This is a genomic window from Arthrobacter sp. SW1, from assembly GCF_001766675.1.
Taxonomy (GTDB): Bacteria; Actinomycetota; Actinomycetes; order Actinomycetales; family Micrococcaceae; genus Arthrobacter.
On the sequence record NZ_MJLT01000001.1, the window covers coordinates 1 to 20,779 of the forward strand.

The following is a 20,779-nucleotide window of genomic DNA, read 5'->3' on the forward strand; positions in this document are numbered from 1 at the left end:
GCCGTCCTGAAACGCGCCGGCGCGGCGAAAATCACCGCCGTGGACATGCACGACAAACCGCTCGAAATCGCGCGCGCGGTCGGTGCGGACGAGGTCCTCAAGGGAGACGACGCCGAGGCGATCGCCGCCGTCGAGGCCGACGTCGTCATCGAATCCTCCGGCAGCCACTTCGGCCTGGCCTCGGCCATCAAAGGCGCGGTGCGCGGCGGCAAAGTGGTCATGGTCGGGCTGCTGCCCAGCGGACCCCAACCGGTGCTCATCTCTCTGGCCATCACCCGCGAACTGGAACTCCTGGGCTCCTTCCGCTTCAACGACGAAATCGACGACGTCATCGCGGCACTGGCCGACGGCTCACTGCGCGTCGATCCGGTCGTGACCCACGAATTCCCCCTGAACCGCGGCCTGGAAGCCTTCGAGGTAGCAAAGAACTCCGCACAATCCGGCAAAGTACTCCTGAACTTCACGCCATCACCAAGCGCAGAATTCCAGCGATGGACTCCCCATCAGAACGACCGGACGGGGGTGCGCCGCTTTCCGGCAGCACGCCCAAAGGCAACCGTATGGCCGAGCATGGAGAGAGCAGGCTGAGCACGCCACCTGCCAATACCCGGAGGTAGCCGATCCCCACGACTTACTTCTATTGCGTGCCGAGCTGCGCGTCGATGAGCTGCCGGAAAACGTCCACGCCCTGGGCACCTTGAACGACCTTCTCCCCGACAATGAAGGTCGGAGTGGACGTCACTCCCAATGCCTGCGATTCGGCGCCCTCCGCTCGGACGTCATCGAGCAGTCCGGGATCGTCCAGGTCCTTGGTGAACGCTTCGAGGTCCATGCCTTTGATCTTCTGCGCCAGGCGGACGAGGGTCTCCCGGCTGAAGTCCTTGGCTTTGTCGTAACCGTAGCGGTACACGGCGTCGTAGTACTCCCAGAAGCGGCCCTGGCGGGCTGCAGCGCGTGCCGCGACGGCGGTGGTGACTGACTTTTCACCGAGGATCGGGGCATCCCGCCATTCGATACGCACCTTGCCTGTGTCCACATAGTCCCGTTTCAGTTCAGACAGGGTTTCTACTGCAAAAACACCGCAGTACTTGCAGGTGAAGTCCGCAAATTCGATGATGACCAGCGGAGCATCGGCCTTCCCGACGGCGCGTGGATCGTCCGCCTTGCGGCGCGCCAGCTCGCTCAATGGCCGCGCGGCGTGGTCAGTTTCCTGCTCAGCAGCACCGCCCGGGTTTGCGCCCGGCCCGGCCTCTTTCGACGTTGCCCCGATCAAGGCGCCAATACCCAGCGCGCCCAGAACAAATACGGCAACGACAATGGCAATCCAAGGCCGCGACGAGGCCTTTTTCTTCACTCCGAAACTCGTTTGATCGATCGAACCCACAACAAGGCGGGAATCAGAAGCAAGGCAAGGACACCGCCCGCGAGCGCGAGCACGGCATAGCTGCTCCCTGCCACCACGGCGCCTGACAGTCCGCCCGCGGCTGCCCCGGCGAGGGCAACCAGCACGTCCAAGGCGCCTTGGACGCGCGCACGGTTGGCGGGAACCGTGTTGTCGACAACGAGGGCCGTTCCGGCAATCAGCCCGAAGTTCCAGCCCAATCCGAGAAGGGCCAGGGCCAGGATCAGCAGCGGCAGCGAGTCGCCGGGCGCGACGGCGGCTGTGACCCCGGCCAGCAGGAGCGTCACTCCGGAGGCGATGGCCATCGGAGTCCGCCCGATCCGGTCCACCAGTATGCCCGTCAGCAAGGACGGAAGGTACATGGCGCCGATGTGGATGCCGATCACCAGCCCCACTTCAGCCAGTCCGTGATGATGGGCGCGCATGTGCACGGGTGTCATGGTCATGATGGCGATCATCGCCATTTGGGTCAGTACCATCACCGTTCCGCCGAGGTAGGCGCCGGCACCAGGCTTCGGGGCCTTCGAAAAGGCGGCTTCCGAAGTTCCCGCGCGGACTCTTTCCAGTTGCTTTGCGAGGAGGAAAGGATCCGGGCGGAGCATCGCCAGGAGCACGGTCCCGGCGGCAAGATAGGCCGCCGCGGCAAGCAGGAACGGACCCGCCAGTGCCGGGATGCCGAGTCCTTCGGCCACGGCCCCGAGCGGCTGGACGAGGTTCGGGCCGGCCACTGCACCGAGGGTGGTGGAGACCATCGAAATGCTGATGGCCGTTCCCCGGCGTTCCGGTGCGGCGAGGTCGGTTCCGGCGTACCGGGCCTGCAGGTTGCTCGCGGTCCCGGCGCCGTACACGAGCAGCGACACCAGCAGGAGCGCGATGTTGCCGCCCACCGCGGCGAGGACAACGCCGGCCGCGCCCAGGCCACCGGCGGCGAACCCCAGCCCCAGGCCGATCCTACGCCCTGCCCTCTGGGTGGCCCGCCCGATAAGGTACGCCGCTAGCGCGGATCCGAGCGTGAACAGCGCGGTAGGAAGCCCGGACAAGCCTTCACCGCCAAACATCTGCTGCGCGAGCAACGCACCCACGGTCACGCCGGCGGCGAGGCCGGCACCGCCCAGCACCTGGCTCAGGACCACGACGCCGAGGATCCGGCGCTGCAGGCGGGCGCGGCCGGCGTCGTCGGTCATAGTCTCCCCGCCGAGCATTCCACTACTTCGCACCCAACTGCTCCTTCTCGTCCAGGCGCGCCACGTTCCGGGCGGCCCTCAGCCCTGCGGAGATGGCCCCTTCCAGGTGGCCGGCGAACTCATCCGCTGTTTCCGTGGACGCCCAGTGGAGCCGTCCACCGACGGCCTCGCGGAACACCGGATGGCCGTAGTTATAGGTGCCGGCGCCGGGCGACGGAGCGGCCGGCGTCGTATATTCCTCCCGGCTCCAGTCAGTGACATGGATGGACTGCGGAGTCGCGGCTTCCTCCCCGAAGAGGTGGACGAGCTGGTCCCGGAAGGCCTCGGCGATCCGGTCCATCGGCTCCCCTTGGAACCGGGCCGCCGGGGCGAACGCGAAAAGTGCGGCCGGGCTGCCACTGGGTCCGCTGTGGTCATGGAACTCGCGGAAGGGGCCGCGGTAGCTTATGGCGGAGCCGGAAAGCCCTGCCTCCAGCCAGAACGCACTACTGTATGTGGCGACCGCCTTCACGATGTTCCCCATCCAGACGGCTGTCCCGACGGCGGTCTCCCGCACCGGGTGCGGAAGCTCCGGGGTGAAGGAGATCGCGGCCTCTGCCAGCGACGGCGGGACCGCCATGACGACGTGTCCCGCACTGAAGGAAGCGTCCGCTGTTTCGACCGTGGCGCCGTGCTGTCCGTACCGGATGGCGAGCACCGGCTGGCTGAGCCGCAGGGTCCCGGGGGCAAGCCGCGCAGTGAGGGCCGAGGCGAGGCTCTGGGCACCCTCGGAGAAACGCCAGGCAGGCCCGTCGACGGGGTTGCCGTCCAGTCGCTGGGGATTGGGATCCTGGGCATCAAACAGGGCATCGCCAGCGGTGGACTGCCGGAAAGCGCCAAGCCCCAGGCCCGGCAGCAGCGACTGGATCAAGGCTTCGTTGTCCCAGAACCACGTGGCGCCCAGATCGACCGCGTGCGGACCTTCGGCAACACTGTGCGCCCGGCCGCCAACCCGCCCGCGGGCTTCGAGGCAGAGCACGCTCCGGCCCGCTTGCTGCAGCGCGTCCGCCGTCGTCAGGCCTGCGATTCCGGCCCCGACGACGACGGCGTCCCAGCCGTGTTCGCTTGCCTTGCCTGCAGTCATCGTGCGGCCGAGGGGTCGAGGACGATGCGGAACCGCGCCTTTCCACCGGCCAGACGCGCCACGGCGTCGTTTGCCGCTTCCAGCGGCATCTTCTCGATGACGGGACGGATGCCATGTGCGTGGGCGAAGGCCATGGTTTCCTCGGTGTCCAGGGCACTGCCGGTGAGGTGGCCGCTGATTTTGTGGCCGTTCATCACCATTTGCGCCACCGGAATGTCCAGGCGTCCGCCGTCGACGCCGATGAGAACCATGTGCCCGCGGATCCGTAGACCTTTCATCAGTTCTGTTCCCGCTTCGCTGCTGGCAGCGGTGTTCACGATGAGGTCGGCGCCGCCGAGCGCAGCCAGCGCGGCGCCGGGCGGTGTTGCGCTGCTGTCGATATACAGGCCGGCACCCAGTTCCAGGGCTGCCGCTTCCCGTTCGCTCCCCCGGGCAATGGCAATCGTCTGGTAGCCCATGGCATGTGCGAACTGGACCGCGAGGTGTCCCAGCCCGCCCACTCCGAAAACGGCGACCGTGGCGCCCACCGGCACACCGGCGTGCCGGATGGCGTTGAAGGTGGTCACTCCGGCGCAACCCATGGGGGCGGCGTCGAACATGTCCATCCCGTCGGGGATACGCGCGAGGGCATCCGCCGGGACCTGGACACTCTGTGTCCAGCCGCCCGGGTACGAGAGGCCGGGAATCTTGCGTTCGGGGCAGTGCACGGGATCGCCGGAGCGGCAGAATGCGCAATGCCCGCAGCTGCCGCCGAACCAGCCGACGGCGGCGCGGTCCCCGGGGCGCCAGCCGGCGACGCCTTCGGCGACGGCGGTGATGACGCCCGCGATTTCATGCCCGGGTGTGACGGGTTCCGCCTCGGAGGCTTTGGGCGCCTTTGCGGCACCAAGATCGGCGTAGCACACCCCACTGGCCTCCACGGCGATGCGTACCCACCCGTCCTTGAGCGGCCCGTGCTGCGCCGGCAGCGGGACGAGCGGCGTATTTGGGGCACAGCTGCCCATCATGATGGGGGCGTTCGGCACTGTCGGCTCCGGTTCCTTAGCTGATGCAATACAAGCTGATTATGGATGCGTTCTGGTCAAAGGCAGCTTACGCTTTATGGGGGTGCAGCCATGGGTAAGTTTTGTGAATGGAGCCATAAAGGATGGTTATGAGCGAGCGTTTGAGCCTCGAGGGACTGCGGTACGCCCAGGCGGTAGCGGAGACACAATCCTTCAGCGCCGCCGCCCGAGCCTACGGTGTCACGCAACCGGCATTGTCCAACGGTATTGCCAAGCTTGAGGAACGGCTCGGAGAGCGCCTCTTCGAGCGCTCCCCGCGGGGCGTCACCCAAACGGCATTCGGCTCCCGGCTCCTGCCGTTGATCGAACGTGCCCTGTCCGGAGTGGACGCAGTTTCCGCCGAAGCGCAGCGGCTCACCGCGCCCGCCGATGACCGCAGCATCCACATTGGTGTGTCACCGCTGATCAGTCCCGAGCTCGTGGCCCGGGCCTTTGAGGCCGTCCGGGAGCTCTCGCCGCCCAGGGACCTGGTCCTGCGCGAGGCCAACATGGGTGAACTCCGGCAGGGCCTGCTGGACTCCGAACTCGATATCGTGCTGATTCCCTCAGTGGAGCCCCTCCCCCGCTTCGAGCACCGCATCATCGATTCCGAACCCGTGGTGGTGCTGGACTCCGCGGCCGAGGAAGAATCCCCCATGGAGCTCGGCGACGTGGCCGGAAAGCAGTTCATCCTGGTGCCCGATACCTGCGGGCTCACCACCTTCACCTCGCAGCTGTTCGAGACCCAGGGAGTGCCGTGGAGCCCGTACCCGGGCCAGGCATCAAGCTACCGGGTCCTGGAGCACTGGGCTGATCTGGGCCTCGGGCTGGCGATCATTCCGCAGTCGAAGCTCACCTCCGCGGATGTCCAGTACCGCAGGCTGGTCGAAGACGGCCAGGACGTCGAGATCTTCTACGAAGCGGTATGGCACCCGCAGGCGTTCCTCGCCCCGGAACTGGCCGCCCTCGCCGAAAGCATCGCCAACAACTAAAAGCCGGCCGACCGGCGTCGGGGTATTGGCATCGGGGGTAACAGCGGTGCCGCCCCCGGCAGCAAACCGGAGGCGGCACTCGAACCCTGCGGCTCAGGCGTGGGCCGCGACAGCCTGGTGGCCGTTGTGGGCAGCGGCTCCCTGTTCGAAGAACTTCATGGCCATGAAACCGTGCGCCAGGCCACCGCCGGCGCGCAAAGCCGAGGTGATCATGACCGTCTCGGCCAGCTCTTCCTCCGTGGCGCCCTCTGCCTGCGCCGCCTTGACGTGGCTCTCGATGCAGTACGGGCACTGGGTGGTGAGGGCGACGGCGACGGCGATGAGTTCCGAATACTTACGTGAAATCACCTTGCTTTCGCCCTTCAGCGCGGCCTCGTCGAACGCAGCGAAGGCCTTGACGGCGTCCGGAGCGCCCTCGCGAAGCTTGCGCATGTAGGCGTAGTCGCCGTGGTCGTGGTAGCTCATGATGTTCCTCCTTGAAATGGGCTTAGAGAGCGGGCGTTTCGTAGATGCGGACCTCGGGGTCCGCCTTCAGCAGCGGAGAGAGGCCGGTAACGACGTCTTTCGTGAAGAGCTCCGAAGAAAGGTAGCTTTCCGCGTCCTGGACGGTGGCGAAACCGTGGAGTACCTGGACGTCTTCATCGCGGACGAGCAGTTCCTTGCTTGTGGCGCCGGCGACCGTGTCGAGGAACGGCTGCTTGTACTTCTGGTAGACGCCGGCTGCCGCCGGACGGTCGTCGCCGTCGATCTTCAGGGTGATTTCGAGATAAGCCATTCCTATAACTCCTCTTCGGGGAAATTCCGACGATGTGGACCCTCGTTCAGGGTTCATCTTGAAACTAATGGGACTTGGAAAAGGCGGGTAGGAGCGCCAACTGAATACACCCATAGGCCGCCGTTATGGTCCGGCTAGGCAACACGGCGCATCCATCCGTGGCTGTCCGGACGGGTACCGTACTGGATACCCAGGAGGTGCTCCCGCAGTTCGAGGGCGAGTTTTCCAGGCCGGCCGGACCCCACGGTGATGTCCGTTCCAGCGCTCTTGATGCTGATGATGGGGGTAATGACGGCGGCCGTGCCGGTGGCGAAGATTTCGGTGATGGTGCCGTCCTCGCAGCGCTGCTGTACCTCGCTCAGCCCGATCCGGCGTTCGACCGGCCTGAGGCCGTGCTCCGCGGCGAGGGCGAGGATGCTGTCCCTGGTAACGCCTTCCAGGATTGTTCCGAGGCCCGGGGTGAGCAGTTCGCCGTCTGAGGTCACCAGGCAAATGTTCATGGTGCCGGATTCCTCGATCCATTCATGTTCGGCGGCGTCGAGGTACAACACCTGCTCGCAGCCGTTGGCGCGCGCCTCTTCCTGTGCTGCCAGGCCCGTTGCATAGTTGCCGCCGCATTTCGCGGCTCCTGTTCCGCCCTCGGCCGCCCGGCTGAGGGAACGGCTGACCCACAGGCTGATACCCGTGGGGCCGTCAGGGAAATATGCCCCCGCAGGCGAGGCGATGATGCAGAAGGTTGCCTGGGCGGCGGCACGCACACCGAGGAAGGCTTCGGAAGCGAACATGAAGGGCCGGATGTACAGGCTGCCCTCGCCGCCGTGCGCGGGAACCCAGTCCTTGTCCGCCCTGACCAGTTCCTCAACGCCGGCCAGGAACAGCTTCTCGTCCAAAACGGGCAAGGCGAGCCGTTTGGCCGAACGGGCGAAGCGCGCGGCGTTGGCTTCCGGCCTGAACAGCCACACGCTTCCGTCACTGTGGCGGTAGGCCTTCAACCCCTCGAAGATCTCCTGCGCGTAGTGGAACACTGCGGTGGCCGGGTGCATCTGCAGTGGAGCAAGCCCACGCAGCTGTGCACTGTGCCAACCCGTTCCTTCAGTCCATTCAGCCGTCACCATGTGGTCCGTGAAGTACCTGCCGAAGCCGGGATTCTCCAAGGCCTTTTCCCGGTCCGGGGCCGGCAGGATTTCGTTTGACGGGGTGATCTGGAATGCGGTGCTCATCGGGGTTCCTTTCAAAGTCTGAGCCGGGGGTTTGGAAACAACGGATGGCCCCGCGGGACCGGAAGGTCTCCGAGGGGCCACCGAAGCGGGGAAATTGCTGTTACAGGGAGGCGCGCTGGTGGTGGGTTGCGGTTTCTTGGGCTGTGGATTCTTGTGCCACGGCCTGCCGCGCCTGGCGCCTGGTGTAGAACTTGTACGCCACGAAGACGACGGCGACCCAGCCGGCAGCGACGTAGAGTCCGGTGCGCATGTCCGGCAGGATGGCGATGCAGACGATCACGGCCGCAACGAAGACCAGCGAAATGTAGTTGCTGTAGGGATAGAACGGAGCCTTGTACTTGATGGCCCCCGCGTCCCCCTGGCGGATGCGGATACGGCGGAATTTCAAGTGGCTGATCACGATCGAGGACCATGCGCAGATCAGGCCGAACACCGTGACGGACGAGAAGATCTCGAACACATGCTCCGGCATGATCATGTTCAGCACAACGCTGCCGATCATGATTCCGAAGACGGTCTGGACGGACCGGGCCGGAACGAACTTGTTGTTGACCGTGCCGAGGTACTTGGGTGCGTTTCCCTGGAGGGAGAGGTTGTAGAGGGTGCGGCTGTTGGTGAAGACGGAGGCGTTGACGGCGGAGAGCACGGCCACGATCACCACCAGGTTGAGGATGGACGCTGCTGCGGGGATGCCCATCTTGGAAAGGACATCAACGAACGGGCTGCCCTTGCCCGTCAGGGAACTCCACGGGTAGATCGTGACGAGGACGGCAACGGCACCAACGTAGAAGATCATCAGGCGCCAGAACGTTGCATTGACTGCCTTGGGCATGCTCTTGTCGACGTCCTTGGCTTCACCGGCTGCAAGGCCCAGGTTTTCGATCCCGCCAAAGGAGAAGGCAACCATCACGATGGCAAGGATCGCTCCGCTGATTCCGGTGGGGAAGAAACCCCCGTGCTCCGTGAGGTTTGCGAAGCCCACGGGCTGGCCGCCGTTGCCCACTCCGAAGAAAATCATGGCGAGGCCGAAAACAATCAGGGCAACAATGGCCAGGACTTTGACCATGGCGAACCAGTATTCCGACTCGCCATAGAACTTCACGCCGATGATGTTGACCGTGAACATCACGAGCACAGCGATCGCCGCGGGGACCCAGATCGGCAGTCCCGGGAACCAGTACTGGGCGTAGCGGCCCAGGGCATTCAGCTCGGCCGCGCTTGTGGCCAGCAGGAAGATCAGCGCGTTCCAGCCGTTCAGGAAGCCGGCGAAGCGGTGGATGTACCGGTTGGCGTAGGAAATGTAGGCCCCTGAAACGGGCTCCTCCACTGACATTTCGCCGAGGGCGCGCATGACGAAGTAGATGGCGATCGAGCCCACCAGGTACGTGAGGATGATTGCCGGGCCGGCGGTCTGGATGGCCCAGGATGAGCCGTAGAAGAGCCCTGTGCCGATCGCTCCGCCCATGGCGATCATCTGGATGTGCCGGCTTTTCAGGTCCCGCCTGAGGTTTTCTTTCTCGGGGGTTTTGGCCCCGTTGGAGCCTTGTGCGGGGTGTTTTTGGGCAGCCTTGAGTGCAGGAATGTTGCTCATACCGCAGTCTTCTTCCTTGTATGGGAGGGCCTTCGCCGTTGAAGGGCAGGGGAAACAACGGCCCGGTGGATGGGCCATTCAGTGGGGAGATGCGTGACGGAAACCCAGCGTCGGTCAGAGTGCCGAAGAAGGCTGGGGGCCAGGGAGGGGCCGGCCGGAAAGGACCCGGTGTGGCGGTGTTCCCGCAGGGGCGGGGGCAATCCGGCCGGCCAGGGTGCTGCTGGGGAATGTGCAGTGTTCGGGTTACGGGATCAGAGCGTTTCGAAAATCGCTTCGACTTCGACTGCGGCGCCCAACGGGAGTGCGGCCACGCCGACGGCGGAGCGGGAGTGGCGTCCGGCGTCGCCGAGCGCTTCGAGGAAGAATTCGGAGGCGCCGTTCGCAACGAGGTGCTGTTCGGTGAACTCCGGATCGCTGGCGACGAAGACCGTGATCTTCACCAGGCGTGCCACGCGGTCCAGGCTGCCCAGCGCGTCCCGCGCCTGGGCCAGGACGTTGGCGGCGCACCACCGGGCGGCTTCCTGTCCGGCGGGAACGTCGACGCCGGCTCCGAGCCGTCCGCTTGCCACCAGCGCACCGTCCCGCAGGGGAAGCTGGCCGGAGGTGAACAGGAGGTTCCCGCTGTGGACGTAGGGCAGGTAGGCCGCAACGGATCGCGCCGGTTCCGGCAGTTCGATGCCGTTGTCAGCCAGCCGGGCCTCAAGGGAAATAGTCATGGATCGCCTTCTTTCAGGTGTTGTTGACCGCGGCGGTCAGCCGGCGGATCGCTTCATCGACGGTGCTCCGGGAACAGCCAAGGTTCACCCGCATGTAGCCGTGGCCTTCGATCCCGAACTTCTGGCCCTTGTCCAACCAGAGCCGCGCCTTGGTGAGCATGAACTTATCCAGCTCGGCTGCCTCCATGCCCAGGCCGCGGCAGTCCATCCAGGCCAGGTACAGGGAGTCGGCGGGAAGGACTTTGAGCTGCGGCAGTGCCTCGTTGACGCTCTGCGCAAAGTGGGAGTGGTTTCCGCGCAGGTAGCCGAGCATCTCTTCAAGCCAGGGTTCGCCGTGGGTGTAGGCGGCCTCGGCGGCGACCATGCCCAGAACATTCACCAAGGGGAACATGTTGCGTTCGTACTGCCGGGCAAGTTCCTCGCGGAGGCGCCGGTCGGGGACGAAGACATTCGCGCTTTGCAGGCCCGGAAGGTTGAAAGTCTTGCTCGGGGCGGTGCAGGTAACGCTGTTCCTGGCGAACTCCTCCCCCAGGGAAGCGAACGGAATGTGGCGCTTTGCGGGGTTGATGATGAGGTCCTGGTGGATCTCATCGGAAATCACCAGGACACCGTGGCGGGCACAGATCTCCCCCATGGTCCGGAGCTCCTCCTCGGACCACACGTTGCCGGTGGGGTTGTGGGGGTGGCTCAGGATGAAGATTTTGGTGTCGGGGCGGATTGCGGCTTCGAAGGTTGCCGCGTTGAAGCGGTACCCATCCTCGGTCCGCTCCAGCGGCGCCAAGGCAAGGTGGCGGCCGTTCATACGGACGTCGTCATGGAAGTGCGCGTAAACGGGTGGCTGGATCAGCACCGAGTCGCCTGGCGAGGAAAAGGCTTGCACCGCCGTCTTGAGCGTGGTGATGATGCCCGCGGTCTGCATGACCCATTCGGCCGGCACCTCCCATCCGAAGCGCTTGGCCTGCCAAGCTGTCACGGCATCGACATAGCTGGAGGTGGCACCGCCCGGGTACCCGAAGATGCCGTGGTCAACCGCCTCATGCAGCGCGTCGATCACCGCTTGGGGTGCCTTGAAGTCAGTGTCCGCCACCCACATGGGCAGGGGGTCCGCTGCGGCCTCGTCCGGTGCGAGGAGACGGTCCTTGTACGACCACTTCATGCAATTGGTGTTCCGGCGGTCCACCACTTCGTCGAAGAGGGAGGCGCCGGTTACGGAGTCCGGTCCGGCCGGGAGGATTGCTGAGACGCTTGTCATACCGTTCCTTGCTTGTGCTGCTTTTGGGGTTGCTGTAAATGCTAGGAAAGAAGGCGCGCAAGGTGTTCCTGAATTCTTGCTCATCTGATGCGCCAGAGCGCTAGAATCTCCTGCATGGACAGCATTGACCGGGAAATACTTGCGATCATGCAACCGGAGGGGCGAATTACTCTCACAGACTTGGCGAACCGGATCCGGCTGAGCCTCTCCCGCTGCCAGCGCCGTGTGCGCGACTTGGAGGCCAATGGCACCATCCAGGGCTACCGCACGCTGGTGGACCCGGTGGCTGCCGGGTTCGGTTTTGAGGTCTTCTGTTTCGCCACGTTGAAAAGCCCGGACACCGTCACCGAGTTCGACGCCGCCCTCGCCACCGTTCCCGAAGTCATCGAGGCACAGCGGCTGTTCGGCGAACCCGACTACCTGATCCGCGTCGTCGCGGCTGACCGCGAGGCCTACCAAAAGCTCTACGACGGCGTACTCGCCAAGCTGCCGGGCGTGCAGAGCCTGAACTCCACCATCGTGATGAAACAGGTAGTGGCACCGCGTCCGCTGCCCCTGCTGCGCAAGTCCAGTCAAAATACGGTGCGGAGTTCCGGCGCACGGACGGCGCCTTCCTGACTTCTCCAGGGAGGCCGTTGGCGACGCGCCCTGATCTGCCGGGTACCACCGTCGCGGACCGGCCATGGGAGGTCGGTGTCCGCTCGCGGCATTATTTCGATAGGTAGGGGACGCTGGCCCGCCGGAGCGCCTGGACCGTGACTTCGATCGCCGGGCGGTCCCGCGAGGCCTTGCGCGCTGCAAGGATGACTTCGCGGCTTTGAATTCCGCGTGCCGCAGGAAATTTCCGGACATGCGAGGCGGCATTCTCAAGAGCGAGGCCCGGCAAAACCGCAACAGCAATTCCTGCTTCCACGAAGCGCAACTGGGCGGCGAGATCTTCGGAGGAGCAAACAATCCTGGGTTCGAAGCCCGACTTGCGGCATTCGTTGATGACCCAGGTGCGCGGGGCGGATTCTTCGGCTTCAACCGCCCAGCCGGCATCGGATAACTGGGCGATGAGGTTGTTTCCTGGTGTCAGGTTCGCGGCCTTGGCCTGGTCCATGGCCAGCCACAGGGGATCTTCAAACAGAGTTTCGAAGTGAATGCCGGGAACGGAAGGAACGGGCAGCCCGGGATAGGACTCGACTATTGCCAGGTCGTATTCCGCGGATTGAAGTGCCGGGAGGGTTTCCTCTGGTTCGCCTTGGTGGAACTCGACTGTGACTTTCGGGTGCAGGTCCTGCAGTTCCCGGATCATCTTCGGGAGGAAGGTCATGGCGGCCGACTGGAATGCCGCAATGCGGACTGTTCCCGTTGGTTCCTGGAGGGACGTTGAAAGATCCGCCTCCGCCCGTTCGAGCATGTCAAGGATCTTTTCGGCGTGCGTGACGAGGATGAGACCCTGCGGCGTGAGCTGGAGGCGGCGCCCCACGGGCTCCACCAGGCGGACGCCCACCTCCTTCTCAAGAAGGCGCACCTGCTGGGATACCGATGACGTGCTGTAAGCAAGAGCCGCGGCTACGGCCGACAGGGTCTTGCGGTGATGAAGTTCCCGCAAGACCCTTAGCCGGCCGATGTTCAGCACATCCAGTCCCTACTGTGTTCGGCGTATCTACGCAATGCAGCTTGTATCAGGAAAACTCTAGGACAAGTTCGACTTCCACCGGCGCATCCAAGGGCAGCTCGGCGACGCCGACGGCGGAGCGGGCGTGCTGCCCCCTCTCGCCGAAGACTTGAAGCAGCAGCTCGCTTGCCCCGTTGACGACGGCGGGTTGACCGCTGAAGCCGGGAGCGGACGCCACGAATCCGACCACTTTGAGGATCCTCGCGCTATCGAGGTCGCCTTGGGTGCCCGCAGCTGCGAGGGCGTTGAGGACGCACGTCGCTGCCAAACCGGCTGCCTGGTCCGCGGTGATGCCATCTCCGACTTTTCCCGTAGCCGCGAGAACGCCGTTTTCAGCGGGGAGCTGCCCCGAGGTATACACGATGCTCCCGGCCCGCACAGCGGGCACGTAGCTCGCAACCGGAGCCGCGCCTGCTGGCAGCTCGAAGCCAAGTTCTGCCAGGCGTTCACGGGTGGAGGCGTGTTCGGTGGAGGCCTGTTGGGTGGTGGTAGTCATTTTCTTCTCTCAGTTGCAGAAATCGATGGTGGCGCGGGTCAGGGCAGTGGTGACGCGTACAAGGGATTGCAGATCGATCCACTCAGTGGCCGCATGGGCACCGCCGCCATCGATTCCGAACAGCAAGCCAGGTATTCCGGCGGCCTGCATCAATGCAGCGTCCGTCCAGAACGGCTCCCCACGAAGCACCAGGTCCTTGCCGATGGTCTCCTTGGCCGCAGCGAGCAGCGTCTGCACGATGGCCTCATCGGCGCCGACTTCGAAGGGCTGCCTTTCCAGGCCGCGTTTGATGGTGTAGCGGAAGTCAGGGTCGCTTGCAGCAATACAGTCCAGGATGGAGCGCAGCTCAGCCTCCACCGTGTCGGCGTTCTCGCCCGGGATGGTCCGGCGCTCTATGGAGATTTCACAGAGCGCGGGGTAGCTGGAGATTTCCTCGCCTCCACGGATCATCGATGCGTGAATGTTCCCGGTGCCCAAGGACTCGTGGCGTGGTCCGCTGGCGAGCCTCTTGCCGAGGTCATCCAGGCCGGCGAGGAAGCGGCCGGCTTTGGCAATGGCATCGACGCCGAGGTCGGGGCGTGAACCGTGCGCTGCGGTGCCATGGATGGCGACTTCAAACCACGCGAATCCGCGATGGGCAGTCACGACGTCTTCGTGAGTGGGTTCGGAAACGATGGCAGCATCCGCGCTGAAGTGCCGGAGAACTTCTTCGGTGCCGGCGCTTGCGTATTCCTCGTCGGCCACGAGGGCGACGATGATGTCCCCGCGGTGGGGTCGCGTTGCCGCCGAGGCGGCGGCGACAAGGATCGCGGCGATGCCTGCTTTCATGTCGAACGTGCCGCGCCCAAACATCTTCCCGTCTTCGACCCGCGGTTCGAGCGGGTCACCGTCGTATCCGGACAAGGTGACAGTGTCGAGATGCCCATTGAACATCAGGCTGCGACCACTTCCGCTTCCCTTCGCGACCCCGACGATGGATGGGCGCCCAGGGACATCTTCCAGCCGGCTGACCACGAAACCGTGGTCCTCAAGCCACGAGGCAGTAAAGTCTGCGATCGCCGACTCTCCCGGTGCCCCGGCCACGAGGCCCGGATTCACTGAGTTGATGCGAACGAGCTCCTTAAGGAGTTCCGCCGGATCAGCGAGCAATGGAAGTGCCGTGGAAGGTTGTGTTTGCTGTGTCATGTCGGAAATCCGTTCATCGGAGGGGGTTGGCGGCGAGGCCTTCGGTGCTGACCAGGACGACAACGGAGTCCGGTCCGATTCCAAGCTGGCGGCGGCGCCCCTCGTCGGCCAGGGCATTCCGCACCCCTGCCAGCGTCGCCGCTCCGCAAGGACCGGCGTCCTGGCCCAGGGCGGAAAGGTCCAGGACCGCCTGCCGGCATTCTTCTTCCGTGACGCTGACCGCCGCATCCAGGCCGGACCTCAGCGAAGGCCAGCCGAGCTCGGAGGGCGTTCCGCAGTTCAGTCCGGACATGATGCTGGGAAAGCTCGTGTCCACAGTCACCGGCTCGCCGGCAAGCAGGGACTGCACGATGCATGCCGCGGTCTGCGGTTCCACGCTGAGCAGGGACGGGCTCCCCAGGGCGGCCGGGCTCCGGTAGTGGTCCACCAGCGCGAGGGCAAGGGAACCCACTCCGACGGGGCATGCCACGAGGGACGGGCGCTCCGAGCCAAGGGCGGCCAAGGCGTCATCCACTTCGGCAAACAAGGTGGTGTAACCGTCCACAATCCAGCGCGGGATGTCGGTGTACCCAGGCCATGAGGTGTCCTGCACAAGCAGGTCCGTTTCGCTGTCAGCAACGGACACCGAGGCCGCTTCGACAACCTCGTCATAGGTGGCGTCGAGCGGGACAAGCTCGGCGCCTTCACCCTTGATCCCGTCGATTGCCGCGGCGCTCAGGCCGTTGGGGATATAAATCCTTGAACGAATGCCAAGGAGCCGCGCCATGCGGGACACAGCGCGGCCGTGGTTTCCGTCGGTCGCAGTCACCAGGACGGGCCGCGCACTGGCTTCCAAGGTCGCCAGGAAGTCCTGGAGCTGGTCCACAGTCACGGAAGCGATGTCGAGTCCGAAGCGTTCGCACAGGACTCGGCACGTAGCCCAGGACGCACCGAGAATCTTGAACGCAGGCAGGCCGAGACGGTCGGATTCGTTCTTCAGGAAGACCTTTCCTACACCAAGCTCAGCTGCGATTGAGGGCAAGGAGGTCAGAGGCGTCGGCGCATACCCCTCCAGCGTTTGGTGGAAGGACAGGGCGGACGCCGGAGCAGGCGTTTGCCACTGCCGGGCTGCGGGGTTTGCGTACCAAAAGGCGGTGTTTGTGGAAGGCATGAATCCATGATCCGGCAGAGGAAGATAAAGAAAAAGCGAATCTTTTTGGAAATGACCATCCATTTTTACTTCAACCTCAACGGGCTCCGGCACCGCTATTTCCAGTTCTCCTTCACAACATGGGCCACGAATCTGCGCTTTTTCTTTCCGGATCAGCCCGGCAGGATGGGTCGCACAGTGACCGGCACCACAAATCAGCGCCGCCCGCGGCTGCACCGGTTGCCATCCCCTCCCGAAAGCAGGTTCCCCCATGCCCTCACCACTCAATTCAGGGGCCACCATGGCCCCGGTCTCCCAACCCCGTCCCGACGTCGGGACGGCGGTCTTCCGCGACGAGGAACAGGGTTATCACAAGGGGCTCAGCGCCCGGCAGATCCAAATGATCGGCATCGGCGGGGCAATCGGCACAGGTTTGTTCATGGGTGCGGGCGGCCGCCTCGCCGCGGCGGGCCCCGGCCTCCTCATCGTCTATGCCGTATGTGGCTTCTTCGCATTCCTGATCCTCCGGGCACTCGGGGAACTCGTCCTGCACCGGCCGTCGTCCGGATCCTTCGTTTCATACGCCCGCGAGTTCTTCGGCGAAAAAGCTGCCTTCGCTGTCGGCTGGCTCTACTGGCTGAACTGGTCCATGATCGCCATCGTCGACATCACCGCCGTAGCCCTCTACATCAGCTTCTTCAAGAAATACGTCCCGGCAATCGCCGATATCCCCCAATGGGTCTTTGCCTTGGGCGCCTTGGTCCTGGTGCTCGGCCTGAATTTGCTGTCGGTCAAAGTTTTCGGCGAACTTGAGTTCTGGTTCTCCCTCATCAAGGTCCTGGCCCTCGTTACCTTCCTCGTCATCGGCATCTGTTTCGTGGCCTTCGGAACCCCGGTTGCCGGCCAGCCTGCCGGTTTCACCATGATCCCGGAAAACGGAGGAATGTTCCCGAACGGAGTGCTGCCCGCATTGATCGTCATTCAAGGTGTCATCTTTGCCTACGGCGCCATCGAGCTCGTTGGCACGGCAGCAGGCGAAACCGAGAATCCGCACAAGGTCATGCCCAAGGCAATCAACGCCGTCGTCTTCCGGATCGGCATCTTCTACGTGGGGTCCGTCCTTCTTCTGTCCTGCCTGCTCCCCTACACCGCCTATAAGGCCGGAGAAAGCCCGTTTGTCACCTTCTTCGGCGCCATAGGGATCGCCGGCGGAGACACTGTCATGAATCTGATTGTGCTCACCGCGGCCCTGTCTTCGCTCAATGCCGGCCTGTATTCGACGGGGCGGATCATGCGCTCCCTGTCAGCGGCCGGGTCCGCCCCCAAATTCGCAGGCCGCATGAGCAAGAATGGTGTGCCGTACGGCGGAATCATGATGACCGGAACCGTAGCGCTCCTTGGCGTTGGCCTCAACGCCATCGTGCCGGAAGCGGCCTTCGAGATCGTCCTGAACGTTTCATCGCTGTGCCTGATCGTGGCGTGGGCAACCATCGTCCTTTGCCAGCTTCGTCTCTGGTCCTGGGCCCGCAAAGGCAAGGTCAGCCGTCCGTCCTTCCGCATGTTCGGGGCGCCGTGGACCGGGATCATCACCTTGGTGTTCCTCCTGGCGGTCCTCGTGCTGATGGGTATGGATTACCCGGTTGGCACCTACACCATCGGCTCCATCGCACTGATCGTCCCACTGCTCATCGCTGGTTGGTTCCTGGCTCGCAACAACATCCGCGCGGCGGCAGTTTCAAGGCAGCCTGAGGACGCGCAGCGCTCCTGAGGCGGGTCCTGGACCCCTGACACCTGCGGCGGTGACCGCCGGCCCTTCGCATCATGCGAGAGTCGGCGGTCACCGCCGTCGGCGTTTCAGCCTACGGAAGTGCCCCGGTCTTCTTCAGCAAGCTGCCCGGCAAGCTCTTTCATGATGGCCTGCTTTACGGCAGCGATGGCAGGCGCCTGGCTACTCCCGCGTCGGGTCGCAATTGCTATGCGCCGCGCCGGTTCACCAGGGAGGGCGTGAACCTTGACCCCGTGTCCCCCGGCGGCGGCAAGTGCGAGACCTGGAACAAGCGCGGCGCCGAGGCCTGCCCCGACCAGGCGCACATGAAGCAAGACATCCGAAGACTCATATGCCGCCCGCGGTTCGAAACCTGCATTCCTGCACATCCCGGTGCTCCATCGCCTGGCGAGAGTCCCCGGGGGCTCCATGATCCAGTTCGCGTCCGATAAATCGGCAAGGTTCCCACGACCCTCATCCGCGGGCGTGATCAACCACAGACGGTCCATGCCGGCGGCGACGATGTCTGCACCTTCCAGGGCGACTTGGGGGTGCCCTGGAAAATCCTCCTGAAGGACAACATCAAAATCCCTGGCCAAGAGGGCCGGTAAAGCATCCTCCACCGGAATGTGGGCAACCTTCACAGTGAGGTCCGGATGCTGCGAGCGGAGAGCCAGGACCGCCCGGGGCAGGACTGTATGCGCTGCCGTTTGAAAGCACGCCACACGGACAGTCCCCCGAACGGTCCGGCTGGCCAACGCGATGTCGGCTTCGGCCGCTTCCAGATGCCGGATGATGCCTTCGGCGTGCCCAACGAGGATCATGGCCTCGTCCGTGAGCCGGACCTTCCGGCCTGATGGCTCCAACAGCGGAACTCCGGCCTCCTGCTCCAGCAGCTTCAGTTGATGGGAAACCGACGAAGGGTTGTACCCCAGCGCTTCTGCCGCCGCCGCAAGGGTCCCACGCACCTTCACTTCCCGGAGCAGCCGCATCCGGTTGACGTTGTACATTCGCGCCCCTCAATACATGCAAAATATTCAGCATTACTGCTTTGGATCATCTTATCGACGCCATCAATGATGCGCTCGTACTGTCGTATGGACCGCTTGGTTTACCTAATTCAAGGAGCACTCCCATGACGACTGAGACCATCACCACCGAGGAATCCACGCTCACCATCAATGGCGAGCGGCTCTGGCAATCCTTGATGGAACTGGCGAAGATCGGCGCCTACGATGACGCAGCAACCGGCCTGGTCGGCATCAACCGGCAGTCCCTCACGGACGAAGACCGCGAGGGGCGCCGGCTGGTGATGAGCTGGATGGAAGAAGCCGGCCTTGACGTTACCGTCGACCAGATGGGCAATATCTTCGGCCGCCGCGAGGGTACCGAGCCGTCAGCAGCCCCCGTCATGGCCGGCTCACATATCGACACCGTGGCAACGGCTGGCGCGTTCGACGGTTGCCTTGGCGTCCTAGGTGCGCTGGAGCTCGTCCGCTCGCTTAATGACGCAGGACTTCAGACCCGGCGTCCGCTCGTCATCGCCGCTTGGACAGAAGAAGAAGGCGTGCGCTTCGGGACGGACATGCTCGGTTCCGCTGTCGCCGCCGGGCGCCTGAGCCTCGACTACGCCTACGACTTGGTGGACGAAGCAGGGCTGCGCTTCGGCGATGAACTCGAGCGGATTGGCTTCATGGGTGAGCGTCCCGTGCGCCTGGACGCACCTCATGCCTACGTGGAAGCCCACATCGAGCAGGGTCCCGTGCTACAGCAGAAGGGCCTCGCCGTCGGCGTGGTGACCGGCGTTCAGGCCATCTCGTGGCAGAAGGTGACCCTGCACGGCCGTGCCGCGCATGCAGGCACGACTCCCACCGAGTTGAGGGTCGACGCCGGCCTCGCCGCCGCCCAGGTCATCGTCCAGGTCCGCGCCATGGTCGACTCCGGCCTCTACGGCCAGTTGCGCGCCACCGTTGGACATGTCCGCACTTCCCCGGGACTTCCCAGCGTCGTTCCCGACCTCGCTGAAATCACCGTCGACCTTCGCAACCCGGACGACGCCCTGATGGCAAAAGCCGAAGCAGACCTCGAAGCCTTCCTGCTGGAACTGCCGCACAAGCAGCCGGGCCTGCGGGTGGAAACAAAGCGCATGGCGAAGACCACTGCTGTTCCGTTCAGCGAAGAGATCCAGTCCGCAATCGCAACAGCCGCACAGGATCTGGGCCATGAGACCATGCGACTGATGTCCGGCGCCGGCCATGACGCACAGGAAATGGCAGCCATCGCACCCACTGCGATGATTTTTGTCCGCGGCCAGTACGACGGCATCAGCCACAACCCGCGGGAGTATTCCACTCCGGAAGACTGCGCTGCGGGAATCAACGTCCTGGCAAAGGCGATCCTGCAGCTCTGCGTCTAAGTCGGCCCCAGCACTCGACACGAGAGGCGCGGGGTGCGGACGAATGATCCGTACCCCGCCCCCCCTTTTTTCGACTATCTTCCGGAACCGCCAGCCGGACCGCTAAACGTCGTCCGTCTTCACCACGTACACATCGCAAGGCGCATTGTGGGCCACGCCGGTGGCGATGCTCCCCAGGACGCGCCCCAAACCGCGCATGCCTTTGCTGCCCACCACAATCAGCCGCGCATTGTGCGTCTCCGCCTGCTTGACCAGGGCCTGGGGCGGGCTCCCATGGATCGCGAAAGGAATGACCTCCAACGGAGCCTGGCCAAGCTCCGCAGCCACCTTCTCCGCCACATCCTTGGCCTTGCTCGCCTCGGACACCACCATGCGGTCGCTGCCGCTTCCCACGGTTTCCCCGCGTTCGCTGCCAAACGCCGTCACCACATGCAGGCTGGCCCCCAAGGCCTGCGCCAACCTGGCCGCGGTGTGCGCGGCTTTGCGTGCTGTCGGGCTGTCATCCACGCCGACGACGACCACTCCGGTCATGTTCGTTCCTTTCGTTTCTGTTGCACTCGCTATGCGGCGCTGCCGCCCGCGGACACGCGGTAGTGGAAGCCCACCCGCGCTTCGGCGGCCCATGCCTCATGGAACCCGGCCTTCTCGTAGAGCTTCCGGCCGACCCCTGGAACCTGCAGCCACAGAACTGCGCCGTCAAAGGTGACGGCGTCAACCGTGCCGCAGGCGAGCGTCCTGCCCTGCTGGCGGATCTCGATGATGGCCCCGGTGAGGGTGGTCCAGTCGGTGATGCGTCTGAGGTCCATTGAGGAACCGTCCTTTCGCAA

At 64.4% G+C, this 20,779-nt stretch carries 22 protein-coding genes; 5 read left to right on the plus strand and 17 right to left on the minus strand.

The genetic code is table 11. The annotated features are described in order from the left end of the window. Positions 1 to 588, plus strand: a 588-nt coding sequence (locus tag BIU82_RS00005) for a zinc-binding dehydrogenase (RefSeq protein WP_253182622.1), incomplete at its 5' end; no start/stop codon positions are given. A gap of 49 nt (positions 589 to 637) precedes the next feature. Here the strand turns inward: BIU82_RS00005 and BIU82_RS00010 are convergent. The 4 genes from BIU82_RS00010 to BIU82_RS00025 are packed head-to-tail and all read right to left on the minus strand — an operon-like array spanning position 638 to position 4,734. Beyond that, positions 638 to 1,354: a thioredoxin domain-containing protein gene (locus BIU82_RS00010; protein WP_070347424.1), complete on the minus strand. Its 717-nt coding sequence runs from the start codon at positions 1,352 to 1,354 to the stop codon at positions 638 to 640. Next, positions 1,351 to 2,586, minus strand: coding sequence for an MFS transporter (locus BIU82_RS00015; RefSeq protein ID WP_253182623.1), 1,236 nt, complete (start codon positions 2,584 to 2,586; stop codon positions 1,351 to 1,353). The genes BIU82_RS00010 and BIU82_RS00015 overlap by 4 nt, the downstream gene beginning before the upstream one ends. A gap of 22 nt (positions 2,587 to 2,608) precedes the next feature. Then, the gene (locus tag BIU82_RS00020; protein ID WP_070347426.1) at positions 2,609 to 3,709 is read right to left on the minus strand and encodes an NAD(P)/FAD-dependent oxidoreductase; all 1,101 of its coding nucleotides are present in this window, start codon (positions 3,707 to 3,709) and stop codon (positions 2,609 to 2,611) included. Further along, a complete protein-coding gene (locus tag BIU82_RS00025) occupies positions 3,706 to 4,734 on the minus strand; it encodes an alcohol dehydrogenase catalytic domain-containing protein (RefSeq protein ID WP_216098981.1) in 1,029 nt (342 codons plus the stop codon). The genes BIU82_RS00020 and BIU82_RS00025 overlap by 4 nt, the downstream gene beginning before the upstream one ends. Positions 4,735 to 4,862: 128 nt before the next feature. On the opposite strand from BIU82_RS00025, the gene BIU82_RS00030 reads away from it, so the two are divergent. Then, on the plus strand, positions 4,863 to 5,744 hold the full coding sequence (locus tag BIU82_RS00030; RefSeq protein WP_070347427.1) for a LysR family transcriptional regulator: 882 nt from the start codon (positions 4,863 to 4,865) through the stop codon (positions 5,742 to 5,744). A gap of 93 nt (positions 5,745 to 5,837) precedes the next feature. Here BIU82_RS00030 and BIU82_RS00035 read toward each other — a convergent pair whose 3' ends face one another. The 6 genes from BIU82_RS00035 to BIU82_RS00060 form a co-directional block, all read right to left on the minus strand. Further along, positions 5,838 to 6,209: a carboxymuconolactone decarboxylase family protein gene (locus BIU82_RS00035; RefSeq protein ID WP_070347428.1), complete on the minus strand. Its 372-nt coding sequence runs from the start codon at positions 6,207 to 6,209 to the stop codon at positions 5,838 to 5,840. A 22-nt stretch (positions 6,210 to 6,231) separates the two neighbouring features. Then, a complete protein-coding gene (locus BIU82_RS00040) occupies positions 6,232 to 6,519 on the minus strand; it encodes a hypothetical protein (protein WP_070347429.1) in 288 nt (95 codons plus the stop codon). A gap of 134 nt (positions 6,520 to 6,653) precedes the next feature. After that, the gene (locus tag BIU82_RS00045) at positions 6,654 to 7,739 is read right to left on the minus strand and encodes a branched-chain amino acid aminotransferase (RefSeq protein ID WP_070347430.1); all 1,086 of its coding nucleotides are present in this window, start codon (positions 7,737 to 7,739) and stop codon (positions 6,654 to 6,656) included. Between the two features lie 100 nt (positions 7,740 to 7,839). Next, positions 7,840 to 9,330, minus strand: coding sequence for an amino acid permease (locus BIU82_RS00050; protein WP_070347431.1), 1,491 nt, complete (start codon positions 9,328 to 9,330; stop codon positions 7,840 to 7,842). A 251-nt stretch (positions 9,331 to 9,581) separates the two neighbouring features. Then, a complete protein-coding gene (locus tag BIU82_RS00055) occupies positions 9,582 to 10,046 on the minus strand; it encodes a RidA family protein (protein WP_070347432.1) in 465 nt (154 codons plus the stop codon). Positions 10,047 to 10,059: 13 nt separating this feature from the next. Beyond that, positions 10,060 to 11,298 carry a MalY/PatB family protein gene (locus BIU82_RS00060; protein ID WP_070347433.1) on the minus strand — a complete coding sequence of 413 codons (1,239 nt, stop codon included), beginning with the start codon at positions 11,296 to 11,298 and terminating at the stop codon, positions 10,060 to 10,062. A 114-nt stretch (positions 11,299 to 11,412) separates the two neighbouring features. Here BIU82_RS00060 and BIU82_RS00065 point away from each other — a divergent pair, with 114 nt between their 5' ends. Next, the gene (locus BIU82_RS00065; RefSeq protein WP_070347434.1) at positions 11,413 to 11,916 is read left to right on the plus strand and encodes an Lrp/AsnC family transcriptional regulator; all 504 of its coding nucleotides are present in this window, start codon (positions 11,413 to 11,415) and stop codon (positions 11,914 to 11,916) included. Positions 11,917 to 12,007: 91 nt separating this feature from the next. Here the strand turns inward: BIU82_RS00065 and BIU82_RS00070 are convergent, their stop codons facing one another. The 4 genes from BIU82_RS00070 to BIU82_RS00085 are packed head-to-tail and all read right to left on the minus strand — an operon-like array spanning position 12,008 to position 15,792. Further along, positions 12,008 to 12,922, minus strand: coding sequence for a LysR substrate-binding domain-containing protein (locus tag BIU82_RS00070; RefSeq protein ID WP_070347435.1), 915 nt, complete (start codon positions 12,920 to 12,922; stop codon positions 12,008 to 12,010). A 46-nt stretch (positions 12,923 to 12,968) separates the two neighbouring features. Then, positions 12,969 to 13,457, minus strand: a complete 489-nt coding sequence (locus tag BIU82_RS00075; RefSeq protein WP_070347436.1) for a RidA family protein — start codon at positions 13,455 to 13,457, stop codon at positions 12,969 to 12,971. A 9-nt stretch (positions 13,458 to 13,466) separates the two neighbouring features. Further along, positions 13,467 to 14,642, minus strand: coding sequence for an ArgE/DapE family deacylase (locus BIU82_RS00080; RefSeq protein ID WP_070347437.1), 1,176 nt, complete (start codon positions 14,640 to 14,642; stop codon positions 13,467 to 13,469). Positions 14,643 to 14,655: 13 nt separating this feature from the next. Continuing rightward, positions 14,656 to 15,792, minus strand: a complete 1,137-nt coding sequence (locus tag BIU82_RS00085; RefSeq protein ID WP_070347438.1) for a diaminopropionate ammonia-lyase — start codon at positions 15,790 to 15,792, stop codon at positions 14,656 to 14,658. A gap of 280 nt (positions 15,793 to 16,072) precedes the next feature. Between BIU82_RS00085 and BIU82_RS00090 the strand changes: the two genes are divergently transcribed. Next, positions 16,073 to 17,539 (plus strand): amino acid permease, encoded by a 1,467-nt coding sequence (locus BIU82_RS00090; protein ID WP_070347439.1) that lies wholly within the window; start codon positions 16,073 to 16,075, stop codon positions 17,537 to 17,539. An 86-nt stretch (positions 17,540 to 17,625) separates the two neighbouring features. On the opposite strand, the gene BIU82_RS00095 is transcribed toward BIU82_RS00090, so the two are convergent. Continuing rightward, positions 17,626 to 18,546, minus strand: coding sequence for a LysR family transcriptional regulator (locus BIU82_RS00095; RefSeq protein ID WP_070347440.1), 921 nt, complete (start codon positions 18,544 to 18,546; stop codon positions 17,626 to 17,628). Positions 18,547 to 18,671: 125 nt separating this feature from the next. Here BIU82_RS00095 and BIU82_RS00100 point away from each other — a divergent pair, with 125 nt between their 5' ends. Then, a complete protein-coding gene (locus BIU82_RS00100; protein ID WP_083292117.1) occupies positions 18,672 to 19,952 on the plus strand; it encodes a M20 family metallo-hydrolase in 1,281 nt (426 codons plus the stop codon). Positions 19,953 to 20,054: 102 nt separating this feature from the next. On the opposite strand, the gene BIU82_RS00105 is transcribed toward BIU82_RS00100, so the two are convergent. Beyond that, on the minus strand, positions 20,055 to 20,483 hold the full coding sequence (locus BIU82_RS00105) for a universal stress protein (RefSeq protein WP_070347441.1): 429 nt from the start codon (positions 20,481 to 20,483) through the stop codon (positions 20,055 to 20,057). Between the two features lie 29 nt (positions 20,484 to 20,512). Next, the gene (locus BIU82_RS00110) at positions 20,513 to 20,758 is read right to left on the minus strand and encodes a hypothetical protein (protein ID WP_070347442.1); all 246 of its coding nucleotides are present in this window, start codon (positions 20,756 to 20,758) and stop codon (positions 20,513 to 20,515) included. Between the last annotated feature and the right edge of the window lie 21 nt (positions 20,759 to 20,779).